We start from the raw sequence: 26,084 nt of genomic DNA on the forward strand, positions 1-26,084 counted from the left end.
GGTGAGGTCAAGTCGACACGCTCTTCGTCGACTTGACCTCACCCCTCAGGTGTGGCCCGCTCTTGGCTCGGCTCGTGATGGGACCCCACCGCCAACGCAACCCTCAAAGCAACAGGCAGCCGCCCAACGCAACAGGCGTGCCATCAACCCACCCGTGGCGTGGACCCCCTGATCAGATTGCCGGGGGTCTGGGGGCAGAGCCCCCAGGGCAAGCACGCAACGCAAGGCGCACGCAAAGCCGACCACCCACCCGGCCCAGCCCGACCGCCACCCGCAAACCAACCAAGCTGACGCAGGCGTCCCCCCAATAGAAGGACCCCCTGAGCCCAAACGCTACTCAGGGGGTCCGACAAGATCACCAAACCAGATCCGGCACCACCAGGTCAGGCACCACCAGGTCAGGCAACAGCCCCAGCCGAAAAGGCCAGGCCCACCACCTCACCGCCGCATGAACGGCGGCACATCCACCTCGTCATCAGGGTCCTCGGTAACCGGCACAGGCCGAGAAGGCAACGACCCGTTGGGAGACAAGGACCGAGGCACCGAGGGCACGTACCCGTTGCCCTGAGCCGGCGAAGGCTGAGGCGGCACCGTGGTAGGAGGCTGCTGCACAGGCGGAGCGTGCCGAACCTCAGGCTGAACCGGAGGCTGGACGGGAGCCTGAACAACAGGAGCGTGGGCAACAGGTTGCGGATTCTGCGCCACCGGCTGCTGCACGTGCGTCGGCGTGGCCGTGGCGGAAGCGATCGGCCCGGTAGCCGTCCGAGGCGGCGAGGACAGCGCCGTCGGCTCCAGCTTCTTGTGGGTCGGACCGCCGGCGTCGAAGCCGGCCGCGATCACCGTGACCCGGACCTCGTCGCCCAGGGAGTCGTCGATGACCGTACCGAAGATGATGTTCGCGTCGGGGTGCGCGGCCTCCTGGACGAGCGAGGCCGACTCGTTGATCTCGAACAACCCCAGGTCGGAGCCGCCGGCGATGGACAGCAGCACGCCGTGCGCGCCCTCCATCGAGGCTTCCAGCAGTGGCGAGTTGATGGCCTTCTGCGCGGCTTGCACCGCTCGGCCCTCTCCTCGTGCCGAGCCGATGCCCATCAACGCCGAGCCCGCGCCGGACATGACCGACTTGACGTCGGCGAAGTCCAGGTTGATCAGACCGGGGGTCGTGATCAGGTCGGTGATGCCCTGGACACCGGACAGGAGCACCTCGTCCGCGGAGCGGAAGGCGTCCATCAGGCTCACGCCGATGTCGCCGAGCTGCAGCAGCCGGTCGTTCGGGATCACGATGAGCGTGTCGCACTCGTTGCGCAGCGCCTGGATGCCGTCTTCGGCCTGCTTGGCGCGGCGCTTGCCCTCGAAGGAGAACGGGCGCGTCACGACACCGATGGTCAGTGCGCCGAGCTTGCGGGCGATCGAGGCCACCACCGGCGCACCGCCGGTGCCCGTGCCACCGCCCTCACCTGCGGTGACGAAGACCATGTCGGCCCCCTTGAGGACCTCCTCGATCTCTTCGCGGTGGTCTTCGGCGGCCCTGTGCCCGACCTCGGGGTTCGCGCCGGCACCGAGGCCGCGGGTCAGCTCCCGGCCGATGTCGAGCTTCACGTCGGCATCAGACATCAGCAAGGCCTGGGCATCGGTGTTCACCGCGATGAACTCGACGCCCTTCAGCCCGACCTCGATCATGCGGTTGACGGCGTTGACACCGCCACCACCGATGCCGACGACCTTGATCACCGCGAGGTAGTTGTGCGGGGGCGTCATCGGATCCGCCTTCCTGATCGTGGTCCGCGCTGTGGTGCTGGGTGTGATGCACCCGGATTGAAACTCTCAACCTCTCGTCGAGGCCCAGAGTTATGTCAACCCCATATGTTCCTGCTGGACGTTAAGCACCAGCGGTGCGTCGGTCCAGCAGCCACGCCGTAGGGTCCCAACACTGTGCGCTACTACTCCCCGGTCGTGCCGTCAAGTAGCGCGTACGGTCCTGAGGACGACGCACCCGCAAGCCTAGTCGGACCTCGAATCGGAGATCGTCTCGCCCGTCCTAACGACGGTTTCTGTCGGTGACGCCCGCCGGCTTGCCCTCATCGGGATGGAAAAGCTGTCCGGCGGCCTGGTCGCCGGACCGCGTTTATCCGCTGGGCCGCGAGCCGTCCGGAGATCAGCACCGGTGGCACCCCGACGCCCGGCGTGGTGCCCGCTCCGGCCAGCGCCACGTTCCCGGCACCCCGCACGACGTTGCGCGGCCGGAACGGTCCCGTCTGCGCGAAGGTGTGCGCGAGCCCGAACGGCGTGCCTGACGCGTTGCCCCAGTCCGCCGGCGTGACGAGCAGTTCGTCGCGCACCGCCGCACCGAACCCGTCGAGGCCGCGCTCCTCCAGCGTCCGCACGAGCTCGTCGCGGTACCGGGGCCCGACCCGCGGCCAGTCGATCGGCCCGGTCCCGAGGTTCGGCGACGGCGCCAGCACGTAGTGCAGCCCGTCCTGCGCGTGCGTGACGAGCAACGACGGATCGGACATCAACCGTCCCTTGCGGACGATCTCGTCGAACGTCCCCCGCCACGCCGCCCCGAACAGGATGTTGTGGTGCCCGAGGTCCCACGTGCGGTCCGTCGCGGCGTGCAGCACCACAGCGGACGGCGACCATCGGTGCGGCAACACCCGCCTCGGTGACTTCCCGAGCAGCCGATAGGCGTCCGGCAGCTCACACGCCAAGACGACCGCATCACACTCGACGCGCTCCTCAGCGGTGTGCACGGCCGCCACGCGCGCACCACGCCACTCCAGCCGTGTGACCGGTGTGCCGTAACGGAACTCCGCACCGTGTTTGGCCGCAGCACCAGCCATCGCCTGAGGCACCGCATGCATCCCGCCTCGCGGGTAGTACACACCCGCGATGGTGTCCATGTACGCGATGACGGCATACGCCGCGAGAGCCTGCTGCGGTGGCACACCCGCGTACAAAGCCTGGAACGAAAAGAGCCTGATCAGCCGTTCGTCCCGTAGGAACCGCCGCAACTGCGGCTCCAGCCGCCCGAACCCGCCCAGCACCGCGAGCTTCACCAGCTCCGGCCGGACCAGGTCGAACGGCGAGTCGAAGTTCGCCCCGATGAAGTGCTCGCGCTGCACCGAGTACAGCTCTCCCAGCCACCGCCGCAACTCCCGGTACCCGGCCGCTTCCCTTGCGCCGCAGACGGTGCGGACCTCGTCCTCCATCGCGGCGGCATCGGTGTGCACCGCGATGCCCGACCCGTCCGCGAACCGCGCGTGATAGGCGGGATCGACGCGGTCGAGCGTCAGCCAGTCCGAAAGCCGCTCCCCCACGGCGTCGAACGCTTCCTCCAGGTACTCGGGCATCGTCAGCACGGTCGGCCCGTTGTCCGCGGTGAACCCACCGACCCGGACGGTGCCGGCCCGGCCGCCAGGAACGTCGGCCTTCTCGATGACGGTGACCCGCCGGCCGGTGCCCTGCAGGTGCAACGCCGCCGACAGTCCGGCGAGACCGGCGCCCACAACCACGACGTGGCCCGGCATGAGTACTTCCTTCGGGTGACAACGATCGATACGGCTAATACCGCGAGTGGTAGTCCGATGAGCACGGTAGTCGTTCATCACCAGGAGGCATGTCTTGGCACCCGCACCCGCGTCCGTGCGTTCGCTCGTCGTCGCAGCGATCGTCCTGGAACTCGTCACGAGCAGGCTGGGCAGCCTCGTCGTACGGGTCGCGAGGGCGCGGCTGAGGCCGAACGGCTAGCGAGAATCCCTTGTGCTCGCAACCGATTCCACGAACTGAAGGACCTAAGTGGAAACTCTTCCACCAGTAGTGACCATCGGACCGGAGTTACCGCTGAAGCGCCGTCCACCGTGGCTCGCGATCGGTTTCGCCCTGGTCGCGCTGACAGCGGGCGGACTCGGGTTCGGTCTGGGCAGGGCCACCGGTCCCGATCTGCTGCGCTCCGCCGGCACGAGCCCGGCCGCGCCGAACGTGTTCACGATCAACGGGTCGATGACCGTCAACGGCCAGTGCGGTACAGGTGGCTACACCGACGTCACTCTCGGCGGACAGGTCGAGATCGTGAACCAGGACAACAAAGTGCTCGGCGTCGGCACGCTGCAGGGCGGCACCGGCTCGTGCTCCTTCAGGTTCACCGTGAGCGGCATCCCCGAAGGGCAACGGCTCTACGGGGCGCAGATCGGCAACGCCAGCCGGGGCGTCATCTGGCACTCCGAGCAGGACGCGAAGTCCCAGGGCTTCCACCTGGCGCTGGGCTGAGCGCTTAGGAAACCGTGGCCAGGTCCGGCGACGACACGTCATAGGTCGTGCCTGGCCGCGAGAGCAGCACGAGCAGCACGGCCGCCTTGCGTGCCGTGTCGTCGGAGTTGCCCCACTTCACCACGCGGTTCCCCGACAGCGTCAGCTTCACGTCGGCACTGGTCGTCGCCGCCACCGACACCACGTCGGGCCGCAGCTTCTCCGGCAGCCCGTTCACGACCCCGACCACGGCGCGAGTGGCCGGGTCCGAGGACGACGGCAGCGTCAGCACCAGTTCGGGGACGCCCGGCGCGGCGGCCGGGAGGACCGCGTAGTCCCTGCCGGTCGAGTCGACGAGGTGGAAGCCGTCGGGCAGCTTCACCGAGCCGATCGGGACGCGTTCGGTGAGCAGCAGCCGGACCGTGCCCGGGAGCTGGCGTTCCACCTCCACGGCGGCGACGCGCGGGATGCCGGCCACGCGGTCGTGGATCTCCTGGAGGTCCAGGCGGATCAGCGGGGAGCCGGCCTCGATCGCCGCTACCGCGCGGACCTCGTCCTCGGTCAGCACGCCGTTGCCGCGGACGTCGACCTGGCGGACACCGAGCAACGGGGTGAAGAAGACGCAGTAGGCCAGGGCCAGCACGGAAAGCACTGCCAGCAGCGCCACCAGGCGACGGCGCAGGATCACCCTGCGCCGCGCCCGGTACTCGGCGCTCTTCGGTCTCCGGTTCGCGGAGCGAACTCGCGTGGACCTGCCGCGAACCGGTGCGCTCATGACAGCGCGCTGACGATCTCGGGGCCGAGCATCGTCACGTCACCCGCGCCCATGGTCACCACCAGGTCGCCCTCGCTCACCAGCGAGGCCACCAGCGCGGGCACGCGGTCGAACGACGGCTCGTAGTGCACGGAAGCCGTGACCTGGTCGGCGATCAGCGTGCCGGTCACGCCGGGTTCGGGCTCCTCGCGGGCACCGTAGACGTCCAGCACGATGACCTCGTCCGCCAGCGACAACGCGGCGGCGAACTCCGTGGCGAACATACGGGTCCTCGAGTACAGGTGCGGCTGGAACACCACGACGACACGGCCGGCACCAGCCACCGGACGCGCGGCACGCAGCTGTGCGTCGACCTCGGTCGGGTGGTGCGCGTAGTCGTCGTACACCGACACACCGTTGCCACGGCCCTTGAACTCGAACCGCCGCCGCACGCCACCGAAAGCCGCGAGGCCTTCGAGCAGCCCCGCCTGGTCCGCGCCGAGCTCCAGACCGGCCAGCAGAGCGGCGATCGCGTTCAACGCCATGTGCTCGCCCGGCACCGCGACCCGGACCTCGACCGCCACGCCGTCGATCTCGACCGACGCCAGGCCACCGGACTCCAGCGGCTTGTAGTCGATCAGACGCGCGTCAGCGGCCGAACGTCCGTACTCGCGCACGCGGATCCCACGCGCCCGCGCCTCGGCGATCAGGCGAGCGGCACCGGGATCGTCCGCACAGGACACCAGCACGCCGCCCGGCACGATCCGTTCCAGGAACGAGTCGAACACGGCCGTGTAGGCCTCGACGGTGCCGTGGTGGTCGAGGTGATCGGCCTCCACGTTCGTCACGACGGCGACGGACGGCGAGAAGAACAGGAACGAGCCGTCGGACTCGTCCGCCTCGGCCACGAACACGCCGCCGGTGCCCTGGTGGGCGTTGGCACCGGACTCGTTCAGGTCACCACCGATCGCGAACGACGGGTCGACCCGGCAGTGCTGCAACGCGACGGTGAGCATCGACGTGGTCGACGTCTTGCCGTGCGTACCGGCAACACACACGACGCGATGGTCTTCCATCAACGCCGCGAGCGCCTCGGCACGGCGCAGCACGGTGATGCCGCGCTCACGGGCCGACGCGTACTCGGGGTTCGTGTCCTTGATCGCGGTAGACACCACGACCTCGGTCGGGCCGCCCGCGAGCTGGTCCAGGTTCGAGGCGTCGTGACCGACGGCGATCCGCGCGCCCTGGGCACGCAGGGCCAGCACGGTCCGCGAGTCCTTGGCGTCCGATCCGGACACCTGCAGGCCGCGCGCCAGCAGGATGCGCGCGATACCGCTCATGCCGGCACCACCGATGCCGACGAGGTGAACGCGTTCGAGGCTCATTTCTTGATCACATCCAGAACGGTGCGGGCCAGGATCTCGTCCGCCTCACGGCGGCCGGTGCCGAGCGTCGCGCGGGACATCTGCGCGAGCCGGTTGCGGTCCGCCATCAGCGGCACCACCAGCGATGCGACCTTCTCCGGCGTGAGCTCGTGGTCCGGCACGAGCAGGCCGCCGCCCGCGGAGACGACCGGGCCGGCGTTCAGCGCCTGCTCACCGTTGCCGATGGGCAGCGGCACGAACACCGCGGGCAGGCCGACGGCCGACACCTCGGCGACGGTCATCGCGCCCGAACGGCACAGCACGGCGTCCGCGGCGGCGTACGCCAGGTCCATGCGCTCCAGGTACGGCACCGGCACGTACGCCGGGGCGCCCGGAACCTGTTGCACCGCAACGGAGTTCTTCGGCCCGTACGCGTGCAGCACACCCACGCCGGCACGGGCGAACTCGGCCGCGACCGGTGCCACGGCCTCGTTGATCGAACGCGCGCCCTGCGAACCACCGAACACCAGCAGCACCGGCGCATCCGGGTCCAGGCCGAAGAACCGGCGGGCCTCGGCACGCAACGCGGCGCGGTCCAGCGACGTGATCGACTGGCGCAGCGGGATGCCGATGATCTGCGCGTCGGCCAGACCGGAGTCCGGCACCGCCGCGGCGACGTGCGCGGCGAACTTCGCGCCGACCTTGTTCGCTAGTCCGGCCTTGGCGTTCGCCTCGTGCACCACGATCGGGATGCGGCCACGCGCGGCCAGGTACGCGGGCAGCGCCACGTAGCCGCCGAACCCGACGACGACGTCCGCGCCGACGCGCTCCAGCACCTCGCGGGTCTGCTTCACGGCGCCGCGCACGTTCAGCGGCAGCTTCAGCAGGTCGAGGGTGGGCTTGCGCGGCATCGGCACCGGCGGGATCAGCTCCAGCTGGTATCCACGGGCCGGCACGATCTTGTTCTCCAGGCCGCGTTCGGTGCCGAGCGCGACGACACGCGCGTCCGGCCGCAGCCGCATGACCGCGTCGGCCAGCGCCAGTGCCGGCTCGATGTGTCCGGCGGTACCACCGCCGGCGACCACGACGCACGGACCACTGGGGGCAGGGTGCCCGGTCAAGACTTCTCCCGAAGATAGTTGGCTGAAGATCGAATTCAGTTGGATCGCCCGCGACCGCGGGTCGACCTGCCTTGCTCTGAACGGCCCTGTGTGCGCCGCGAGTCGCGGCGACGGTACTCCGAAGGCGGAGCGGAGCGTCCAGCCATACGACGTTCGTCCACCACCGGAAGTTGCTGTGTGCGTGAACGGCCTGGTGCGCGGGGAGGCGTGGACGGACGGACCGGCTTGCGCTTGGCCGGTGGCCGGTACGCCTCGGGGGCGGGCAGCCTGAGCAGCCCGCCGACGCGGCCGGGACCGAGCGAACGCAGCGCGGACACGGCCTCTGGCTCGTGCCGGGCGCAGTTCGCCAGGATGCCGAACACGATCATGGTCGTCACGATCGACGTGCCGCCGGAGGAGATCATCGGCAGCGTGAGGCCCGTGACGGGCAGCAGCTGCACGACGTAGCCGATGTTGATCGCGGCCTGCGCGACGAGCCACACCGTCAGCGTCGCGGCCACGATCCGGATCCACGGGTCGGTGTTGCGCGACGCGATCCGCAGGCCGACCCACGCGAGCCCGCCGAACAGCACCAGCACCAGCCCGCACCCGACGAACCCGAGCTCCTCGCCGATGACGGCGAAGATGAAGTCCGACTCGACGTTGGGCAGGTACCGCCATTGCGAGCTGCCCCGCGCGAGCCCCTTGCCGAACAGGCCGCCGTCGGCGAGCGCGAACATCGCCTGCCGCGCCTGGTGACCGGCGCCGTCTGGGTCGGCGTCGGGGTTGAGGAACGACGTCACGCGCTGCAGCCGGTACGTGGCACCGATCGCGAGCACGACGGCACCCGCCACCGCGCCACCGGCGATCACGCCGAACAACCGCATCGGCGCGCCCACGAACCACAGCAGGCTGATCAGCACCACGCCGAGCGTGATCGTGCCGCCGAGGTCGGGCTGCAGCATGACCAGCGCGAACACCAGCATCGCCACCGGCACGACGGGCACCAGCAGGTGCCGGTACTGCGACAGCAGCGCCCGCTTGGTGACCAGGACGTGCGCGCCCCACAACGCCAGCGCGAGCTTCACGGCCTCGATCGGCTGGAAGGAGATGGGCCCGAGCGTGAACCACGAGCGCGCACCACCGCGGACGTCACCGAGCGGCGTCAGCACGAGCGCCAGCAGCAGCACGCCCATGCCCATCGCGGCCGTCGAGAAGTGCCGGAGCCTGCGCAACGGGAACCGCAGCATCACCCAGAACAGCACGGCGCCGATGCACACGTAGATCAGCTGCTTCTGGAACACGCTGTACGCGGACACGCCCGACGCGACCTGCCCCGGTGCCGACGCGGACAGCACCATCACCAGGCCGAGCACGGTGAGCATGCCGAAGATCGCGAGCAACAGGTGGAAGTCGGCGAGCGGGCGGCTGAGCCACGAGGTCATACCGCTGCGCAACGACGCGATGCGGCCCGCGGGACGAACCTTCCGCTTGCTCCTCGGCTTGTCGGCGACGACGGTCACCGGATCATCGTCTCCTGTGTCAAGCGCTCGAACGGGGATTCCTGGGGCGTGTCGCCCCTTTCGACCCTACCGGCCACCGGTTAGGCGCTTCACGGCGTCCGTGAACGCCTGCCCTCGGTGCGCGTAATCGCTGAACATGTCCATCGACGCCGCCGCGGGAGCGAGCAGCACCGTGTCGCCGGGCTGCGCGAATTCTTGCGCGGCACGGACGATCGCCAGCATCGGATCTTCGTCGCCACCGACGTCGAGCGAGCGCACCGGCACGTCCGGCGCGTGTTTCGCGAGAGCATCCGCGATCACGGCCCGGTCCGCGCCGATCAGCACCGCGCCCCGCAGCCGGCGGGCCTCGGTCCGCACCATCTCCTCGACCGACGCGCCCTTGAGCAGCCCACCGGCGATCCAGACGACGCTGTCGAACGCCCGCAGGGAAGCCACGGCCGCGTGCGGGTTCGTCGCCTTCGAGTCGTTGACGTACTTGATGCCGGTGGCGTCGACGGTGACGAGCACGGCGCGGTGCGCGGCCGGTTCGAACGCCTCCAGGCCCTCGCGGACGGCCTCGGACGGCACGCCGTACGCGCGCGCCAGGGCCGTGGCGGCCAGTGCGTCCGCGATGCCGGGTGGGCCTGCCGGACGGATCTTCGCGACCTCGACCAGTGCCTCGTCGTCGGCGAACGCGCGGTCGACCAGCCAGCCGTCGCGCACGCCGAGCTGGCCGTCCTCGGGTTCGTCGAGCGTGAAGCCGATCCGGTCACGCGCGGGCGAGGCCTCCAGCAGATCGCCGACGAGTTCGTCGTCGAGCCAGCCGATCGCCACGTCACCGGTGAGGATCTGGGCCTTGGCCTGGGCGTAGGCCTCCATGCCGCCGTGCCAGTCGAGGTGGTCCTCGGCGAGGTTGAGCAGCGCGCCCGCCTGCGGACGCACCGAAGGCGCCCAGTACAGCTGGAAGCTCGACAGCTCCACCGCGAGCACCCGGCGCCCGGCCAGCAGCGCGTCCACGACCGGCAGGCCGACGTTCCCGCAGGCCACGGCGTCCGCGCCGGCGGCGTGCAGGATCGACTCCAGCATGCCGACCGTCGTGGTCTTGCCGTTCGTGCCGGTCACCGCGAGCCACACCGGCGGGTCGGCCAGCTCGGTGCCCATCCGCCAGGCCAGTTCGACCTCGCCGATCACCTCGATGCCGGCCGACACGGCGGCCGCGAGCAACGGGCTCGACGGCTGCCAGCCGGGGCTCGTGACCACGAGGGAGGTACCGGCCGGGGGTTCCGCCAGGCCGGGCACCAGTTCCACGCCTTCGAGCAGGGTCTCCAGCGCCGCCAGTCGTTCCGGCGACGAGTCCGTCACCACGACCTCGGCGCCCGCCGCGAGCAACGCCTCCGCGGCGGACCGGCCGGTCACTCCAGCACCGGCCACCAGCACCTTTGTTCCGGCCAGCTTGGTCATGACTCTAGAAACCGCCCGTCAGCCACTCGCTGTAGAACACGCCGAGCCCGAACATGCAGCAGATGCCCGCCATCAACCAGAACCGGATGATGACAGTGGTTTCCGCCCAGCCGGCCAGCTCGAAGTGGTGGTGGAACGGTGCCATGCGGAACAGGCGCCGTCGTGAGGTGCGGAAGACCGCGACCTGCAACGCCACCGACAGGGCCTCCACCACGAACAGACCACCGATGACGATCATCAGCAGCTCGGTGCGGGTCGCGATGGCGAGACCGGCGACGAGGCCGCCGAGCGCGAGCGACCCGGTGTCACCCATGAAGATCTTGGCCGGAGCGGCGTTCCACCAGAGGAAGCCGATGCAGCCCGCCATCGCGGCCGCGGCGATCACGGCCAGGTCCAGCGGGTCGCGCACGTCGTAGCAACCCGCCACGGCGTAGCTGGAGCAGTTGTAGCGGAACTGCCAGAACGAGATCACCACGTAGGTGCCGAACACCATCGCCGACGAGCCACCGGCCAGGCCGTCGAGGCCGTCGGTGAGGTTCACGGCGTTCGACCACGCGGCGACCATGGCGTAGCAGAAGACGATGAACCCGACGACGCCGAACGAGACCACGGTGATGTCGCGGACGAACGACAGGTTGACCGACGCGGGCGTCAGGCCGTCCTTGTTCGGGAACTGCAGCACCAGGATCGCGAACGTGATGGTCGCGATGAACTGGCCGACCAGCTTCGCCGTCTTGTTCAGGCCCAGGTTGCGGGCCTTGCGGATCTTGATGAAGTCGTCGAGGAAGCCGACGACGCCCAGCGACGTCGTCAGCATCAGCACGAGCAGGCCGGACGCCGTCGGGGTCTGCCCCGACGCCGAGGCCGACATCGAGTTCACGAGGTGCGTGCCGAGGTACCCGGCCCACATCGCGACCAGGATGGCGAGGCCACCCATGGTCGGCGTACCGCGCTTGGTCTTGTGGTGCTGCGGACCGTCTTCGCGGATCTCCTGGCCGAAGCCCTGGCGAGAGAAGACCTTGATCAGGTAGGGCGTCAGCAGGATCGACACTGCCAGTGCGATCGCTGCGGCGATCAGGATGCTCTTCACTTGGTTCCTGCCTCCAGCAGGGCCTCGGCAATGCGCCACAGGCGATAGGCGTTGGATGCCTTGACCAGCACTACGTCACCGGGCCGGACTTCCCCCTGCAGCAACTCGATCGCCGCGTCCGCGTCCGGCACCCTGACGGATTCGTCTCCCCAAGATCCTTCCAGGTGCGCGCCCTGGTGCATCGCGCGGGCCGCTTCACCGACGACGACCAGCTTGCTGATGTCGAGGCGCACCACCAGGCGGCCGATCTCGTCGTGCTCGCGCACCGCGTCGTCGCCCAGTTCCGCCATCGGGCCGAGGACGGCCCAGCAGCGGCGGGCGGGCTTGGTGGCGCGCGAGATCGACGCGAGTGCCTTCAACGCCGCCCGCACCGAGTCGGGGTTCGCGTTGTAAGCGTCGTCGATGACCGTCACGCCGTCCGCGCGGTCGGTGATGACCATGCGGTGCGCGGAGACCCGCTGTGCGCTGCCGAGCCTTTCCGCGACCTCGGCGGGCGTGGCGCCCAGTTCGAGCGCGATCGCGGCGGCGACCAGCGCGTTGCCCACCTGGTGCGGGCCGTTCAGGGAGAGCTTGACGTCGGCATCGCCCCGCGCGGTCTTCAGCGTGAAGCTCGCACGGGCCTGCTCGTCCAGCTCGATGTTCTCGGCGCGGACGTCGGCGTTCTTGTTCTCGCCGACCAGGACGACCTTGGCCTTCGTGCGGCTCGCCATGCCCGCGACCAGCGGGTCGTCGGCGTTCAGGATCGCGATGCCGTCCTCGGGCAGCGACTCGACGAGCTCGCCCTTGCCCTGCGCGATGCCTTCGCGGGAGCCGAACTCGCCGACGTGCGCGGTGCCGACGTTGAGCACGGCACCGATGCGCGGCGGGGCGATCCGGCAGAGGTTCTCGATGTGGCCGATCCCGCGCGCGGACAGCTCCAGGACCAGGAACTTCGTGTCCTCGGTGGCCCTGAGCGCGGTCCACGGGTGGCCCAGTTCGTTGTTGAACGAGCCGGGTGGCGCGATGGTCTCGCCCGTGGGGCTCAGCACCTGGGCGATCAGGTCCTTGGTGGACGTCTTGCCTGCCGAGCCGGTGATGCCGACGATCGTCAGGTCCTTCAGCCGGTCGGTGACGTGGCGGGCGAGCTTGGCCAGTGCTTCGAGCACCGCCGCGCCCTCGCCGCTCCTGTCCCCCGCGAGCACATATGCGTTGGCGTGCCTGGTCTGCACCGGCGGCGCGATCACCGCGGGGGCGTCCACCTCGCGGCCCGCCAGCACACCGGCCGCGCCCGACGCCACGGCCTGCGCGGCGAAGTCGTGGCCGTCCACGCGTTCACCGGGCAGCGCCAGGAAGAGGCCCCCCTCGGTGACCTTGCGGGTGTCGAACTCGATGGTGCCGGTGATCACCGGACTGCCATCGGTCGCGTGCAGGCGTCCGCCGACGATCTCAGCGATCTCGGCGAGCGTGAGTGCGATCAACGGTGCGCCTCTCTGATCGCGGCGGTCAGCGTCTCGACGTCCGAGAACGGCTGGATCACGCCGGCGATCTCCTGTCCCGTCTCGTGGCCCTTGCCCGCCACGACGACGACGTCACCCGGACGGGCCAGCTCGACGGCCTTGTCGATCGCGAGCTTCCGGTCGCCGATCTCGAGCACCTCGCCCCGGTTCGCGGTGGCGAGGGCCCCTTCGAGCATGGCGGCCCGAATAGAGGACGCGTCTTCGGTCCTCGGGTTGTCATCGGTGATGATCAACACCTCGGCGCGTTCGGCGGCGGCCTCGCCCATCAGCGGCCGCTTGGCCCGGTCGCGGTCGCCACCGCAGCCGAGCACGACGATCACCCGGCCGTCGGTCTTGGCGCGTACGGCGTCGAGCGCGAGCGCGACGGCGGCGGGCTTGTGCGAGTAGTCGACGACGGCCGTGAAGGCCTGGCCCTCGTCGATGCGCTGCATGCGGCCGGGCACCTGGACGTTCTGCAGGCCCTCGGCGATCGCCTCGGCACCGATGCCCTCCAGGTGCAGGCACGCGATGGCCAGCAGGGCGTTCGCGATGTTGAAGCTGCCCGCGAGCGGGAGGTGGATCCGGATGTCGCCGCCGGGGCCGTGCGCGGTGAACGTCTGCTCACCGGTCGCACTCACCTCGACGTCGCTCGCGGTCCAGGTGGCGGGCCTGGTCGTGGCGACGGTGATGGTGCCCGGCCTGACCAGCCGCTCGCCCCACTCGCCGTCGACGCAGACGACCTCCTTGCGCGCGCGACCGTCGAACAGCTGCGCCTTGACCTGGAAGTACTCCTCCATGTCCGCGTGGAAGTCGAGGTGGTCCTGGCTCAGGTTCGTGAACGCGCCGATCTCGAACTCGGTGGCGGCGACGCGGCCCATGTGCAGCGCGTGGCTCGACACCTCCATCGCCACGTCGGTGACACCGCGCTCGGCCATGACCGCGAACAACGCCTGCAGGTCCGGTGCCTCGGGCGTGGTGTGCGAACTGCCGAGCTGCTCGGTACCGATGCGGGTACCGACCGTGCCGATCAGGCCGGTGTTCTTCCCGGCGGCGCGCAGCACCGACTCGATCATGTACGTGGTGGTGGTCTTGCCGGACGTGCCGGTGACCCCCCACAGCCTGATCTTCGTCGACGGCCGCCCGTAGACGTGCGCGGCGAGCAGGCCCACGACCTCTCGGGGGCGCGGGTGGATCAGCACGGGGACGTCCTTGAGGGAGTCGCGCGCGGCTCCGGCCTCGTCCGTCAGCACGGCGACGGCACCGTTCGCGATCGCCGTAGCGGCGAAGTCGGCACCGTGGACCTGGGCACCCGGCAGCGCGGCGTAGAGGTCTCCGGGGACCGCGTGCTGTGCACGCAGAGTCACCCCCGTCACCTGGACGTCGGCATGCGCTGGCCTGGTCAGGTGCACGTCGGCGACCGCGGCGAGAGCAGCCACGGAAGCAGGGCGAATGGCGTTGGGGCGGGGCGGGGCGGTCGCGACCTTGCCCTCGAGCTTGGCAGGCACGGGCAAGAGGCTACCGGCGTACACAGAGTGGCCGAGCGCCGCGTTGGCGTTCGGGTGATGATCCGTGGATCTGGGCCGTTCGGGTGGCCAGCCGCGCTGGTCTTCGCGGGCGAGCCCGTCCGGCCGCACAAGTTCCTGCCCGCTTCGTGACTTAGGGCCCTGTGAGCGATGGTGCGGCTGCGGTGAGGTAGAGGCCGGCAGGAGGCGGTAATGAGAACCAGCTCGACGGTAGAGCCTCGGAGATTTTCCTTCTGGGCACCCGATTTCAGTCGCTCGGTAACGGTCGGAGTCGACACGTCCGAATTCGCGTATCACGCATTCGAGTGGGCCGCGCGGCACGCGTGGTCACTCAGGACAGACCTGCAGGTGTTCCTCGCGGACCCCGGCGACACGACGGTCCAGCGGGTCCTGGAACGACTCCCCATGCTCACCGCCCACTTCCGCCCGAGCGGTGACGACCCGGTGGCCGCACTGGTGAGGGCGTCGGACTCCAGCGCGACCTTGGTCTTGGGGTGCAAAGGCGAACAGCACCGCGGCCTGGGGCTGGGCTCCCTCGTCCTCCCGGTGTTGCGCCGCGCGCGGTGCGGTGTCGTGGTGGTACGCGGACGTCCCAAGGCGATCCGCGGCGAACACGGCTGGATCACCGCTGCCGTCGGCGGGTGCGAGGACCCGATCGTGCTGCGGCGCGCGGTCGAGCTCTGTCGCACCCGCCGAGCGCGGCTGCGTCTGCTGCACATCCACCTGCCTGCCCAGCACGGCGTCGCCGTGCCGCGTGACGAGGCAGCGGTCCGCCGGGCCGTGTTGTTCCTGCGCACCACCGCTCCCGAGCTGACGCCCGAGGTCCTGGTGGAGTCACGGCACCCGCACGAGGCGTTGGCCGAACTGGATTCCGACCTCGTGGTCGTGGGGCGCGGCGGCCAGCACGACGGCGTCGGACTGGTCACCCGGGCTGCGCTCTACCACTCGTCCTGTCCCGTGCTGGTGGCCCGGCCGGAGCCGTTGCAGGACGACCGGCCGAAGCTTTAGCAGTTCTTGCGCAGCACGGTTCCGGTCGTGCCCGGCAGCGCCACGAAGGTGACCGGGGCGCCCGTCTCGTTGGTCTGGGTCTCGTCGAGCCTGATCCTGACGGGCGCGCTACCGGTCCTGTTGGCGTTGACGATCACGGTGCCGCACGGGAAGTCGCGCTGGTGCACGTTCTTCGCGATCTCGCGGTGGGCACCGAGTGGGGTGCCCAGGTCCCAGTCGTACTCGGCGCGCCACTGCGAGGGGTCGTCGTAGCGGTCGGTCTCCTCGATCTCCGAGATCGCGGCGTGCTCGCCCTTGGCCAGCAGATAGCTCGCGAAGGCGTAGCGGAACGGCTGCTCGGCGCCGCTGTGGTGCGGCTGGACCCAGGTGATCTTGCCCTTGGCCTCGTTGGCGGTGATCTGCTCGATCTGCCGGCTCCAGCCCTGCGAGTACTCGGAGAGCAGGTCCTTGTCGCCGAAGGTCAGCCACCACTCGTCGAAGCCGCCATCGAGGTGCTCGACGTAGGAGTCCCAGGCACCGTCGTACAGACGGGCGTTGGACATGTTCGCGACGGTCTTGAGGCCCGCGTCCACGAACTTCTGCCTGGTGCCGGCGAGCATGGAGCGGTAGGCCTCGCGCATCGACTCGTCCGTCGGGTACGCGGCCGGGCAGACGCCGTCGTGATAGGTGTCGCAGGCGAACAGCGCGTTGTCCATGAGGACGCCGTCGAAGACCTCGGCCGAGGACGCGATCACGTTGTCGGCCCAGGCGTTCTGGTACGCGGTGTTGCCGACGTCCATCTGCCAGTGGCCCCCGTAGCCGTCGTACTCGAAGCGGTCGCCGGCGTCGTCGCGCAGGAACCACGACGGGTCGGCCTCGCAGTAACCGACGCCGGTGGGGAGATCGGAATCGTCGACACCGTTCGAACACGCATAGCTGCGCGTCGACGAGAGATCCTTGTAGACAAAGGTCTGGATCTTCGGATTGGCCGCCTTGAACTTCGCGGCAAGATCGCTTTCCCAGGCGTTCAGCACCACGTACGAACGGCGCTGCGCCTCGGTGGCGATCATTTGATCATCGACTGGAGTGCTGTTCATGTGGAGCCAGAAAGACTCGGCCTTCCATTCGTCCTCACCTGCTTGAGCTGCGGGAACCATGGTCACCGCCAGAACTCCCGCCAAGATCGAAACACTGAATGAACGCACGCCGAACCCCATCTCGCCTTGCCACTCCGGTTTCGGAGCATTAGACGTGATGGATTGCGTCTCATTACGAAGGGTTTTTCACTGTCAAAAAAGAATGACCTGAACCACGCCTGGGCGTGGTTCAGGTCACTTGTGCGAACTACATCTGCAGTTGTACGAAGGGGGTTTGCTCGGCCGACATCGGCACCTGGAACCGCTGGGTCAGGTAGGTCGCGATGTCGTGGAACAGCGGCGCGGCCGACCCGCTGAACGGGGTGCCGGTCGGCGCGTCGAGCATGATGCCGACGACGTAGCGCGGGTTGTCGGCGGGGAGGATGCCCGCGAACGTGATCCAGTACTGGGACTGGGAGTAGCACTTGCAGTTCTGGTCGATCTGCTGCGCCGTGCCGGTCTTGCCCGCGATCTGGTAGCCGGGCAGGGCGGCCTGCTTGCCGGTGCCGTTCTGGTTCATGTCGCGCGGGTCGGACTGCGTGGTCGAGCGGAACATGTCGCGGACCGTCTTCGCGGTCTCCGGCGACACCACGCGCACGCCGTCGGGACGCTGTTTTTCCGACCGCGCGCCCGCTTCACCGATCTCGGCGCGGACCAGCCGCGGCGGGATGCGCAGCCCGTCGTTGGCGATGGCCTGGTACATGCCGGTCATCTGCAGCAGCGTCATCGAGAGGCCCTGGCCGATCGGCAGGTTGCCGAAGGTCGAACCGGACCACTGGTTGAGCGGCGGGACCTGGCCCGCCTCCTCGGCGGGGACGCCGGAGTTCGTGCGGCGGCCGAGACCGAACTTCTGCAGCATCTCGGCGTAGCGCTCCTTGCCGACCTCCTGAGCGGCGATCAGCGTGCCGACGTTGGAGGACTTCGCGAAGACACCGGTGAACGACATCGGCACGGTCCCGTGGTTCCACGCGTCCTTGATCGTCCGGTCGGCGACCTTGATCGAACCCGGCACCGACAGGACGTCGTCGGACTTGAACAGTCCGTACTCGACGGCGGCGGCGGCCGTGACGATCTTGTTCACGGAGCCGGGCTCGAAGCTGTAGGCGACCGCGGTGTTGCGCTTCTGGTCCTCGGAGGCCTGGCCGAAGTCCGTCGGGTCGTACGTCTTGTCGTTGGCCATCGCGACGATCTCGCCGGTGCGGCTGTCCAGCACGACCGCGGAGCCGTTCTTGGCGCCGGACTTCCTGGTGTAGTCGCTGACCATCTTCTGGACCGCGTACTGCGTGTCGATGTCGATCGTCAGCTCGAGGCTCTTGCCGGGCTGCGGCTTCACGAGCTCGCGCTCGGTGTTCGGGATGACTAGGGTGTCGTCGCCCGACATCGTGTCGACCACGCGGCGGCCCGTCCGGCCCGCCAGCACGTTGTCCTGGGCGTTCTCCAGACCGAGGATGCCTTGAACGGTCGGCGGCTTCTCCTCCTGGCGCCAGTTCGCCGCGCCGATGATGTTCGACGCCAGGTCTCCGTTGGGGTAGATGCGCTTGGAGCGGTACTCCGAACCGATCTCCGCCGGGTACTTGGTGACGATCTTCGCGGCCTTGGCCGGCTCTGCCTCGCTGACCAGGACCTCGTAGGAGATGTCCTTCACCAGCTGCTGGTAGACGGTCTCCTCGTCGGTCTTCTCCCCGTTGACCTCGGGTCCCAGCGTCGACGAGATGAACTTCGCCATCTCGCGCGCACGGTCCTCATAGGTGCCCGGGTACTTCTTGTCGTCCTTCTTGTGGGCGTCGTCCCAGTTCTTCCGGGCACGCTGCGGAAGGATGTAGAGCGCGCGCACCTCGATCGAGAACGCGAGCTGGTTGCCGTTGCGGTCGAGGATCGAACCGCGCTCGGCGGGGATGTCGATGGGCGTCGTGCGCTGCTTCTGCGCCTGCAGCGAGAGTTCCTGCGCCTGCAGGCCCTGCACCTGCACTAGCTTCACGCCCGCGACCACCAGGGCGCCGATCAGCAGAACGCGGCCGATCCCGATGCGCAGCCTGCTGTTGCCACCCAGACGTGCGGCCGGGCGGGAGCCGCGCACCGACAGCGGGCGGCGCGGCCCCCTCTGCTGCGGACCGGGCATCAGCCACCCGCCGGAGGAGTCGTACCGGCGTCCGGCGGTGCGGGCGTCTCAGGTGACGGCGGGGGCGCGGCCGTCGACCTGGTCGGCGCGCTCGGCTTGCCGAACTCCTCGATCGAGCCGTCCGGGTTCTGCCGCAGTCGTGCCGGGTTCGACGGCTGGACCAGGCCCATCTCACTCGCCCGGCGCGCGAGGTCGGTCGGCGACTCGAGCAGCGCGACCTCCCGCCGCAGCTGCTCCATCTGCAACGTCAGCCGCTCGGCCTCCGCGCGCGCCTCCTGCAACCGGTAGGTGTCGGCGGCGGCCTGGGTGGAGAAGTACATGATCCCGGCGATGCCCGCACCCAGCACGAGCATCACCAGCACGACGAACGGCGCCTTGGACACGGTCTTCTGCTGCGGGCTCGCGGAGCCGCCCCGCAGGTTCGAGGCGCGCTGGGCCCGCCGCGCGTAGGCACGCTCGGCACCGGCGGTCCGCCGCCGGGCCTTGTCGTTCTGCGCGGCCTTGTCCTTCGAGGGGTCGCGGGGCGACGGCCCACCGACCCGTGCGGGTGCCGTCATCGCGGTGCTCCGATCCGCTCCGCCGCGCGCAGGCGCACCGGCGCCGCACGCGGGTTCTCCTCGATCTCCTGCTCGTTCGCGAGTTCCGCGCCCCTCGTGAGCAACTTGACCTCTGGCCCGTGGCCCGGCAACTCGACCGGCAGGCCCGGCGGAGTCTTGGACTTCGCCAGCTCCGCCAGCGCGTGCTTCACCATCCGGTCCTCAAGGGACTGGTACGACTCGACGACGATCCGGCCGCCGACGGCCAGCACACCCAGGGCGGCCGGCAGCGCGAGCCGCAACGACTCCAGCTCGCCGTTGACCTCGATCCGCAACGCCTGGAACGTGCGCTTCGCCGGATGCCCGCCGGTGCGCCGCGAAGCCGCAGGCACGACGGCGTAGAGCAGCTCGACGAGCCGGCCACTGTTCGTGAACGGCTCCTTCTCGCGCTCCCGCAGCACCGCGGAGGCGATCTTGCCCGCGAACCGCTCCTCGCCGTAGGTGGAGAGGACCCGCGCGAGATCGCCGTGGGCGTACGTGTTCAGCACGTCCGCCGCCGTCATGCCGGTGCCCTTGGACATCCGCATGTCGAGCGGCGCGTCCTTGGAGTACGCGAACCCGCGTTCCTCCTCGTCGAGCTGCAACGAGGACACGCCGAGGTCCATCAGCACACCGTCCACATGCGAGTAACCCAGGTCTTCCACGGCTTCGTCGATGTGGTCGTAGGTGACGTTGACGAGGTGGACGCGGTCACCGTGGCGCGCGAGCCGCTTGCCGGCCATCTCGATGGCCTGCGGGTCGCGGTCGAGCCCGATGAGCGTGAGCTCGGGGTGGGCGCTCAACAGCGCGTCGGAATGGCCGCCCATGCCGAGCGTCGTGTCGACGACGACGGCGGGCTTGCCGGAGAGCGCTGGAGCGAAGAGTTCCAGGACGCGGTCCAGCAGCACCGGAACGTGCCGCGGCTGATCCATCGTCCCTCTACTCCCCTGATGCGCGTTTCGGGTGACGTCAGGTCCCCGCCCGCCCGTCGAACCTGGCGCCGGGGAAGGTGCGCCAGGGCCGATGATCGAGCGGACCGAGGCCTCACGGCACCCGAATCGCGTGTGGAACATCCGGCCTGTTGCTCGGCTGACCGCCATCAGAAGACGCCCGGAATGACCTCCTCGCGAGCCGTGGCGTAGCCGTCCTCGTGCTCGTCGAGATAGGTCTGCCAGGCCGCCGCGTCCCAGATCTCCATCCTGGTGAACGCGCCGACGACCACGCACTCCTTGGTCAGCCCGGCATACCGGCGCAGTTCCGGTGCGATCAGGACGCGGCCCTGACCGTCCGGACGCTGCTCGTCCGTTCCTGCGAACAGATACCGCTGGTAGGCGCGTACGGCGTCGTTGGTGAACGGCGCCTCGGCGACCTTCTTCGCCATCTGCTCGAACTCCGCCCGGGGAAACACGTACAGGCAGTGGTCCTGGCCCTTGGTGACCATGAGACCTCCCGCCAGTTCGTCCCGGAACTTCGCAGGCAGTGTCAGCCGGCCTTTGTCGTCGAGGCGCGGGTAGTGAGTGCCCAGGAACACGGCAACCACCTCCCTTGCCGGGCGACGCGACCGGCAGTGGAGCCCCCGTCTGCCCCACCGGCCGCCACAGTACCCCACTTTTCACCACAGTCAACGTTGAAACAGCTGTCCACGCAGCATGTCGTGACCTGTTTGCCCAGGTAGACGCCGTGGCACAGCGTGGGGGGACGGTGGGGGAGCTGATGCGTCACCACCTTCGCGGGTGAGAGTTCAGCCCTGATTAAGCACTCGAACGGCCTAGAAAATTCAACGAAAACAGCGCGTGACCGCGAGATGGTGGGGGAAGGTGGAAACTGGTGAAGCGAACCCGATGTAGCCCGCAGGTGTAGGGCACTTCGCCGTGGTTTGACACACTGCGTGAAACGCTCACACGTCCGTGTTCCGGACACGGCTGCTGGAGGTTTAGTGACGCCGGGAAGCCCAAGCGCGAACAGTCACGCGCCGGTCGATCAGGTTCTGGGTGAGTTGCACGGCGCCGTCCAGCGGATCGCCGCGAACGTCGAGCGCGTGCTCGTCGGCAAACCCGACGTGGTCCGCCTTGCCCTCGTGACGCTGCTCGCCGAAGGGCACCTGCTGGTCGAGGACGTGCCGGGTGTCGGCAAGACCTCGCTGGCCAAAGCGCTGGCCCGTTCGATCGACTGCACCGTGAGCCGCGTGCAGTTCACGCCGGACCTGCTGCCAAGCGACATCACCGGCTCGTCCATCTACAACCGGCAGGAGAACGACTTCGAGTTCAGGCCGGGACCGATCTTCGCGAACATCGTCGTCGGCGACGAGATCAACCGTGCCTCCCCCAAGACGCAGTCCGCGCTGCTGGAGTGCATGGAGGAGCACCAGGTCACGGTCGACGGGAACACCTACCCGCTGGGTGCGCCGTTCATGGTGATCGCGACGCAGAACCCGATCGAGATGGAGGGCACCTACGCCCTTCCGGAGGCACAGCGCGACAGGTTCACCGCGCGCGTGTCGATCGGGTACCCCGACCCGCAGGCCGAGCTGGCCATGGTCGACGAGCACGCGGGCCACAACCCGCTCGACGACCTGCGTCCCGTCTCGGACGCCGCGCAGATCCTGCGGCTGGTCGAGGCCGTGCGCCGGGTGCACCTGTCCACCGAGGTCCGCAGGTACGCCGTCGAGCTGGTCTCGGCGACCCGCCGCCTGCCGGAGCTGCGCCTCGGTGCCTCGCCGCGATCCACGCTGCACCTCGTCCGCGCCGCACGTGCGCAAGCCGCGCTGGCCGGCCGTGACTTCGTGGTGCCGGACGACATCCACGCGGTGTCGATCCCGGTGCTGGCTCACCGGCTGGTGCTGACCGCCGAGGCGCAGGCCGCTCGCCGGTCCCCCGCCGAGCTGATCAGGGCGCTGTTGCAGCGGGTGCCGGTGCCTACGGCGGCACTCGACCCGAGCGCGGCGTTCGTCCGCAGCATGAACAACAACAACGCAGGGACGCCACGCTAACGATGCGCACCGCACTCTCCGGTCTGACCACACGCGGAAGATGCTTGCTGGCCGCGGGGTTCGCCGCCGGAGTGTGCGCCGCTGTGCTGAACGAACGCGATCTGCTGCGGGTCGCCGCCTTCGTGATCGCGCTGCCCCTGCTGGCCGCGTGGCTCGCGACGAGGGCTCGGGTGGGGTTGCACGCCGCCCGGTTCCTCGCCCCGAGCCGGGTGCCGGTGGGTGCGGCGGCCGAGGTGAAGCTCGACCTGCGCAGCACCGGCCGGCTGCCCACGGGCGGGCTGATGCTGGAGGACACCGTGCCGTACGCCCTGGGCGCGCGACCGCGGTTCCTGGTGGAGCGGCTGCCCCGCAACACGCCGACGTCGTTGCGCTACCCGCTCAAGCCGGTGATGCGCGGCATCCAGCAGGTCGGCCCGCTGATGGCGCGGATCACCGACCCGTTCGGCCTCGCCGAGTTCGACCGCGAGCTCGCGGGCCGTTCCCGGCTGGTCGTGGTGCCGCGGGTGGTGCGGCTGTCGGGTCTGCCCGGCGGCTCCGGCATGGGTGCGGGCGACGACGGCTCGGTGCGGCTGCGGGCCGGTCAGGGCGAGGACGACGCGGTGGTGCGGCAGTACCGGCAGGGCGATGACCTGCGGAAAGTCCACTGGCGGTCCACGGCTCGGCGCGATGAGCTGATGGTGCGCGTCGAGGAACGTCCGTGGCGCGGTGGCACGACGGTGCTGCTCGACCACCGCGTGTACGCCCACCGCGGCAGCGGGCCCACGGCGTCACTGGAGTGGGCCATCTCGTTCGCGGCGTCCATCTGCCTGCACCTGCACCACTTCGGCCACCAGGTGCGCCTGGTCTCCGAGGACGGGCGGGTGCTCGCGGGCGGGTCGTCGGACGGCGGGCACAGCGACCACGTGGTGCTGGACTCGCTCGCGGCACTGCAGGGCTCGCACCGCCGTGAGCTCAGCGGCGGCATGGACCCCGGCGCGGGCCAGGAGGTCATCGCGGTGCTCGGCGGTCTCTCGCCGGCGTCGGCGGAGGAACTGGTCCGGTACCGGCCGCGCGGCACCCGCAGCCTGGCCGTGTTGCTGGACGTGAACGCCTGGTCCGGTGGGACCGACGCCGCCGCTCCGGAACCCGAGGACGCCCGGCGGCTGCTGGGCGGTGCGGGCTGGGGCGTGGCGATCGCGAAGCCGTCCGCGTCGATGCAGCAGGTGTGGCAGGAGCTGTGCGCCTCGGCCGGATCCCGGGGCCCGTCGTTTCGCTCGGAGGTGGGCTGATGGGATCCCGTTCCGCTCCGTCGAAGGGCGCCGAGCCCGAGTGGTTCACCTCGGCGACGCCGTGGATCGCCGCGCTGGCCGTGCTCTGCGCGTCCACCGCGCTGTCCGGCGTGATCGAGGGCGACCTGTGGCTGGTGCGCATCGGCGTGGTGATCGTCGCGATCACCGTGACCGGAGCGTTCCTGAGGGCGACCAGGCTGACCCCGCCGCTGGTCGCGATCGCCCAGGTCTTCGTGCTGTTGTGCCTGCTCACGGCGTTGCATACGCGGTCAGGCATCTTCCTGTTCATCCCTGGTCCTGACGCGCTGAGCGAACTCGGCGACGTGCTCTCGGAGTCCGTCGCGCAGGTGCAGACCGGGGTGCCTCCGGTGCACGCGTCACCGGCGATCCAGGCGCTCGTCGTGCTGGCGATCGGCCTGGTCGCGGTGCTGGTCGACACGCTGGCTGTCGCGGCGGCGGCTCCGGCGGCGTCCGGTCTGGTGCTGCTGTGCGTGTTCGCGGTGCCCGCGTCGCTGGCCGACGAGATGCTGCCGTTCTGGACGTTCATCCTGGGTGCGGCGGCGTTCGCGCTGTTGCTCGCGGTCGACGGTCAGCACCGGCACGAGGCGTGGCGCGGCCGGCTCGGTTCCGGATCGGCCAGCGGGTCCGGCGGGTCCGCGACCTCGGTGGCGGCGATCGCGATGGTGATCGCGCTGGTCGTCGGCGCGGGCTTCACGCTCGTCGGCACGGTCGGCAGGCTGCCCGGCAGCGGCGGAGGTGGCGGCGGCAAGGGCGGCATCGGGCTGAGCGAGATGACGTCGTTGCGCGGCATGCTCAACCGCGGCCGCAGCGCCGAGGTGTTCTACGTGCGCGGCATGAACGATCCGATGTACATGCGGGCGTCGACGCTCGCTCAGTACGTGCCGAACAAGGGCTGGGAACGCGGCAGTCCTCCCGGCGGCCAGCCCGCGCGCGGTGAGCTTCCGCCGCAGCCGGGCGACCGCGGCGAGGGCAGGACCACCCGGATCAACATCGAGCCGCGCGACTGGCGGAGCTTCTGGCTGCCGACCTACGGCGCCGTCCGCCGCATCGACACCCCGGACGACGACTACCAGTTCGACCCGAAGAAGGGCGTGATCTACACCCAGCGGGAGCGTGAACCCGCGTCCTACGAGCTCGACACGGTGATGTCGACGCCGACGAAGCAGGCGCTGCGGCTGGCACCGGCCCAGGCGAACGCGGTCGATGGCGAGTACTACAAGTTCGACGGGGTCGAGCAGCAGGTCGTGGACCTCGCGAAGAGGATCGTCGCGGGCGCCACGAACGACTTCGACAAGGCGGCCGCGCTCACGGCCTTCTTCAACGGTCCCACCACCGAGTTCCAGTACAAGCTCGAGACCGGCGGCGACATCACGACCGACGCGCTGACGGACTTCGTGCTGCGGGGCAAGATCGGCTACTGCGAGCAGTTCGCGTCCGCGATGGCCGTGATGGCGCGGGTGGTGGGACTGCCGTCGCGGGTGGCGATCGGCTTCACCGCCGGCGTTCCGTCCGCGGACGGCTCCCACCGCGTGATCAGCACCGAGGACGCCCACGCGTGGGTCGAGATCTTCTTCCCGAACTACGGCTGGATGACGTTCGACCCGACCCCGGTCAACGACGGCCGCGGGATCGTGCCGCCGTACCTGCGCGAGACCGCGCCGGGTCAGGAGGAGGTGCCGACCGCGAACACGCAGACCGAGTCGACCTCGGCCTCCACGACCGGGTCGGCCCAGGCCTCCGCCTCGCCCGACGGCACGGACGGTGACCAGGGGCTGCCGGCGGCGAGCTCCCAGGGGCCGCCGACGTGGCACCTGTGGGCGCTGGGCATCGTGCTGGTGCTGGCCATGCTGCTGTCGCTCCTCCTGGTGCTGGCGTTGCTCGGTGTGCTCAGCGCGGGCCTGCTGGGCGTGTCGTGGGCGCGCAAGCTGCTGATACCGGTCGCCGCCGCGCTGTGGCTGATGGGCGCAGGGCTCGCGGCCGCGTTGCTGTCGTGGTGGCTCGCGGTGCTGCTGGTGGTCGCCGGGGTGGTGCTCACGCCGCTGCTGGTGCGTGCCGTGCGACGGCGCAACCACCTGCTCGCCGTGACGGCGCTCGGTCCCGGCGCGGCCTCGGCCGCCTGGAGCGAGCTCATGGCCGAGTCGATCGACCGCGGTGCGCCCGTGCCGATGGCCGAGACGATCAGGATCGCCGCCCGCCGGTTGGCGCGCGAGCACAACCTGGACGACGCGGGCAAGGACGGCCTGCGGACGGTGATCGGGGCGATCGAGCGGTCCTGGTACAGCCCGAACCCGGCCGCCGACCCGTCGCTGCCCGGTGCCGTGGCCGCGGTGCGGCAGTCGTTGCGGCAGAACGCGCCACTGTCGCTGAGGGCGAGGCTGTTCCCGAAGTCGGTGCTCAAGCCGTCGCCCACGCCGGTGGCCGACACGGCTGAACGGGAGCCCGCCGGCGTGTAGGTCCGAGACAGCCGAAGGGCCC

The 26,084-nt window shown here is 69.8% G+C and carries 21 protein-coding genes; 6 read left to right on the top strand and 15 right to left on the bottom strand.

Annotated elements, in window-relative coordinates; translation table 11 throughout:
* Nucleotides 1-438: 438 nt before the first annotated feature.
* Together ftsZ and crtI are read right to left on the bottom strand one after the other, a co-directional pair.
* Nucleotides 439-1,758 carry a cell division protein FtsZ gene (gene ftsZ, locus IG04_RS0126660; protein WP_030479462.1) on the bottom strand — a complete coding sequence of 440 codons (1,320 nt, stop codon included), beginning with the start codon at nt 1,756-1,758 and terminating at the stop codon, nt 439-441.
* A 320-nt stretch (nt 1,759-2,078) separates the two neighbouring features.
* On the bottom strand, nt 2,079-3,527 hold the full coding sequence (crtI, locus tag IG04_RS0126665; protein WP_030479463.1) for a phytoene desaturase family protein: 1,449 nt from the start codon (nt 3,525-3,527) through the stop codon (nt 2,079-2,081).
* Nucleotides 3,528-3,621: 94 nt separating this feature from the next.
* Between crtI and IG04_RS48685 the strand changes: the two genes are divergently transcribed.
* Together IG04_RS48685 and IG04_RS0126675 are read left to right on the top strand one after the other, a co-directional pair.
* Entirely contained in the window at nt 3,622-3,747 is a 126-nt protein-coding gene (locus IG04_RS48685; protein WP_276326708.1) for a hypothetical protein, read from the top strand.
* Nucleotides 3,748-3,816: 69 nt separating this feature from the next.
* Complete coding sequence (locus tag IG04_RS0126675) at nt 3,817-4,266, top strand: hypothetical protein (RefSeq protein ID WP_030479464.1); 450 nt, start codon at nt 3,817-3,819, stop codon at nt 4,264-4,266.
* A 4-nt stretch (nt 4,267-4,270) separates the two neighbouring features.
* Here IG04_RS0126675 and IG04_RS0126680 read toward each other — a convergent pair whose 3' ends face one another.
* The 8 genes from IG04_RS0126680 to IG04_RS0126720 all read right to left on the bottom strand — a co-directional run bounded on the left by IG04_RS0126680 (nt 4,271) and on the right by IG04_RS0126720 (nt 14,496).
* Nucleotides 4,271-5,020 carry a cell division protein FtsQ/DivIB gene (locus tag IG04_RS0126680; RefSeq protein ID WP_030479465.1) on the bottom strand — a complete coding sequence of 250 codons (750 nt, stop codon included), beginning with the start codon at nt 5,018-5,020 and terminating at the stop codon, nt 4,271-4,273.
* Complete coding sequence (gene murC / locus IG04_RS0126685; RefSeq protein WP_030479466.1) at nt 5,017-6,384, bottom strand: UDP-N-acetylmuramate--L-alanine ligase; 1,368 nt, start codon at nt 6,382-6,384, stop codon at nt 5,017-5,019. Before murC ends, IG04_RS0126680 begins: the two co-directional genes overlap by 4 nt.
* The gene (gene murG / locus IG04_RS0126690; RefSeq protein WP_030479467.1) at nt 6,381-7,484 is read right to left on the bottom strand and encodes an undecaprenyldiphospho-muramoylpentapeptide beta-N-acetylglucosaminyltransferase; all 1,104 of its coding nucleotides are present in this window, start codon (nt 7,482-7,484) and stop codon (nt 6,381-6,383) included. Before murG ends, murC begins: the two co-directional genes overlap by 4 nt.
* A gap of 35 nt (nt 7,485-7,519) precedes the next feature.
* Nucleotides 7,520-8,986 carry a putative lipid II flippase FtsW gene (gene ftsW, locus IG04_RS0126695; protein ID WP_036015978.1) on the bottom strand — a complete coding sequence of 489 codons (1,467 nt, stop codon included), beginning with the start codon at nt 8,984-8,986 and terminating at the stop codon, nt 7,520-7,522.
* Nucleotides 8,987-9,052: 66 nt separating this feature from the next.
* Nucleotides 9,053-10,426 carry a UDP-N-acetylmuramoyl-L-alanine--D-glutamate ligase gene (murD, locus tag IG04_RS0126705; protein WP_030479469.1) on the bottom strand — a complete coding sequence of 458 codons (1,374 nt, stop codon included), beginning with the start codon at nt 10,424-10,426 and terminating at the stop codon, nt 9,053-9,055.
* A 4-nt stretch (nt 10,427-10,430) separates the two neighbouring features.
* Nucleotides 10,431-11,516: a phospho-N-acetylmuramoyl-pentapeptide-transferase gene (gene mraY / locus IG04_RS0126710; protein WP_030479470.1), complete on the bottom strand. Its 1,086-nt coding sequence runs from the start codon at nt 11,514-11,516 to the stop codon at nt 10,431-10,433.
* Nucleotides 11,513-12,973, bottom strand: a complete 1,461-nt coding sequence (locus IG04_RS0126715; protein WP_030479471.1) for a UDP-N-acetylmuramoyl-tripeptide--D-alanyl-D-alanine ligase — start codon at nt 12,971-12,973, stop codon at nt 11,513-11,515. Before IG04_RS0126715 ends, mraY begins: the two co-directional genes overlap by 4 nt.
* The gene (locus IG04_RS0126720) at nt 12,970-14,496 is read right to left on the bottom strand and encodes a UDP-N-acetylmuramoyl-L-alanyl-D-glutamate--2,6-diaminopimelate ligase (protein ID WP_030479472.1); all 1,527 of its coding nucleotides are present in this window, start codon (nt 14,494-14,496) and stop codon (nt 12,970-12,972) included. Before IG04_RS0126720 ends, IG04_RS0126715 begins: the two co-directional genes overlap by 4 nt.
* Before the next feature lie 366 nt (nt 14,497-14,862).
* Between IG04_RS0126720 and IG04_RS0126725 the strand changes: the two genes are divergently transcribed.
* On the top strand, nt 14,863-15,522 hold the full coding sequence (locus IG04_RS0126725) for a universal stress protein (RefSeq protein WP_030479473.1): 660 nt from the start codon (nt 14,863-14,865) through the stop codon (nt 15,520-15,522).
* Here IG04_RS0126725 and IG04_RS44275 read toward each other — a convergent pair.
* From IG04_RS44275 to mraZ, 5 genes are all read right to left on the bottom strand, one after another.
* On the bottom strand, nt 15,519-16,571 hold the full coding sequence (locus IG04_RS44275) for a putative glycoside hydrolase (RefSeq protein ID WP_051770739.1): 1,053 nt from the start codon (nt 16,569-16,571) through the stop codon (nt 15,519-15,521). The two genes, IG04_RS0126725 and IG04_RS44275, sit on opposite strands and share 4 nt — an antisense overlap.
* A 274-nt stretch (nt 16,572-16,845) precedes the next feature.
* Nucleotides 16,846-18,756: a peptidoglycan D,D-transpeptidase FtsI family protein gene (locus tag IG04_RS0126735; protein WP_030479475.1), complete on the bottom strand. Its 1,911-nt coding sequence runs from the start codon at nt 18,754-18,756 to the stop codon at nt 16,846-16,848.
* Nucleotides 18,756-19,313 (bottom strand): cell division protein FtsL, encoded by a 558-nt coding sequence (gene ftsL, locus IG04_RS0126740; RefSeq protein WP_051770742.1) that lies wholly within the window; start codon nt 19,311-19,313, stop codon nt 18,756-18,758. Before ftsL ends, IG04_RS0126735 begins: the two co-directional genes overlap by 1 nt.
* Nucleotides 19,310-20,263 (bottom strand): 16S rRNA (cytosine(1402)-N(4))-methyltransferase RsmH, encoded by a 954-nt coding sequence (gene rsmH, locus IG04_RS0126745; protein ID WP_030479477.1) that lies wholly within the window; start codon nt 20,261-20,263, stop codon nt 19,310-19,312. Before rsmH ends, ftsL begins: the two co-directional genes overlap by 4 nt.
* A 167-nt stretch (nt 20,264-20,430) precedes the next feature.
* The gene (gene mraZ, locus IG04_RS0126750) at nt 20,431-20,862 is read right to left on the bottom strand and encodes a division/cell wall cluster transcriptional repressor MraZ (RefSeq protein ID WP_030479478.1); all 432 of its coding nucleotides are present in this window, start codon (nt 20,860-20,862) and stop codon (nt 20,431-20,433) included.
* Between the two features lie 405 nt (nt 20,863-21,267).
* Here mraZ and IG04_RS0126755 point away from each other — a divergent pair, with 405 nt between their 5' ends.
* From IG04_RS0126755 to IG04_RS0126765, 3 genes are read left to right on the top strand one after another with little or no spacing between them, the layout of a single operon-like run.
* Nucleotides 21,268-22,320, top strand: coding sequence for an AAA family ATPase (locus IG04_RS0126755; protein WP_420843969.1), 1,053 nt, complete (start codon nt 21,268-21,270; stop codon nt 22,318-22,320).
* 2 nt (nt 22,321-22,322) lie between these two features.
* Entirely contained in the window at nt 22,323-23,588 is a 1,266-nt protein-coding gene (locus IG04_RS0126760) for a DUF58 domain-containing protein (RefSeq protein ID WP_030479480.1), read from the top strand.
* Entirely contained in the window at nt 23,588-26,062 is a 2,475-nt protein-coding gene (locus IG04_RS0126765; RefSeq protein ID WP_051770845.1) for a transglutaminase TgpA family protein, read from the top strand. Before IG04_RS0126760 ends, IG04_RS0126765 begins: the two co-directional genes overlap by 1 nt.
* The last annotated feature ends 22 nt before the right edge of the window (nt 26,063-26,084 follow it).

The sequence above is a fragment of the Lentzea albidocapillata genome (assembly GCF_000719115.1).
Classification (GTDB): domain Bacteria; phylum Actinomycetota; class Actinomycetes; order Mycobacteriales; family Pseudonocardiaceae; genus Lentzea; species Lentzea albidocapillata.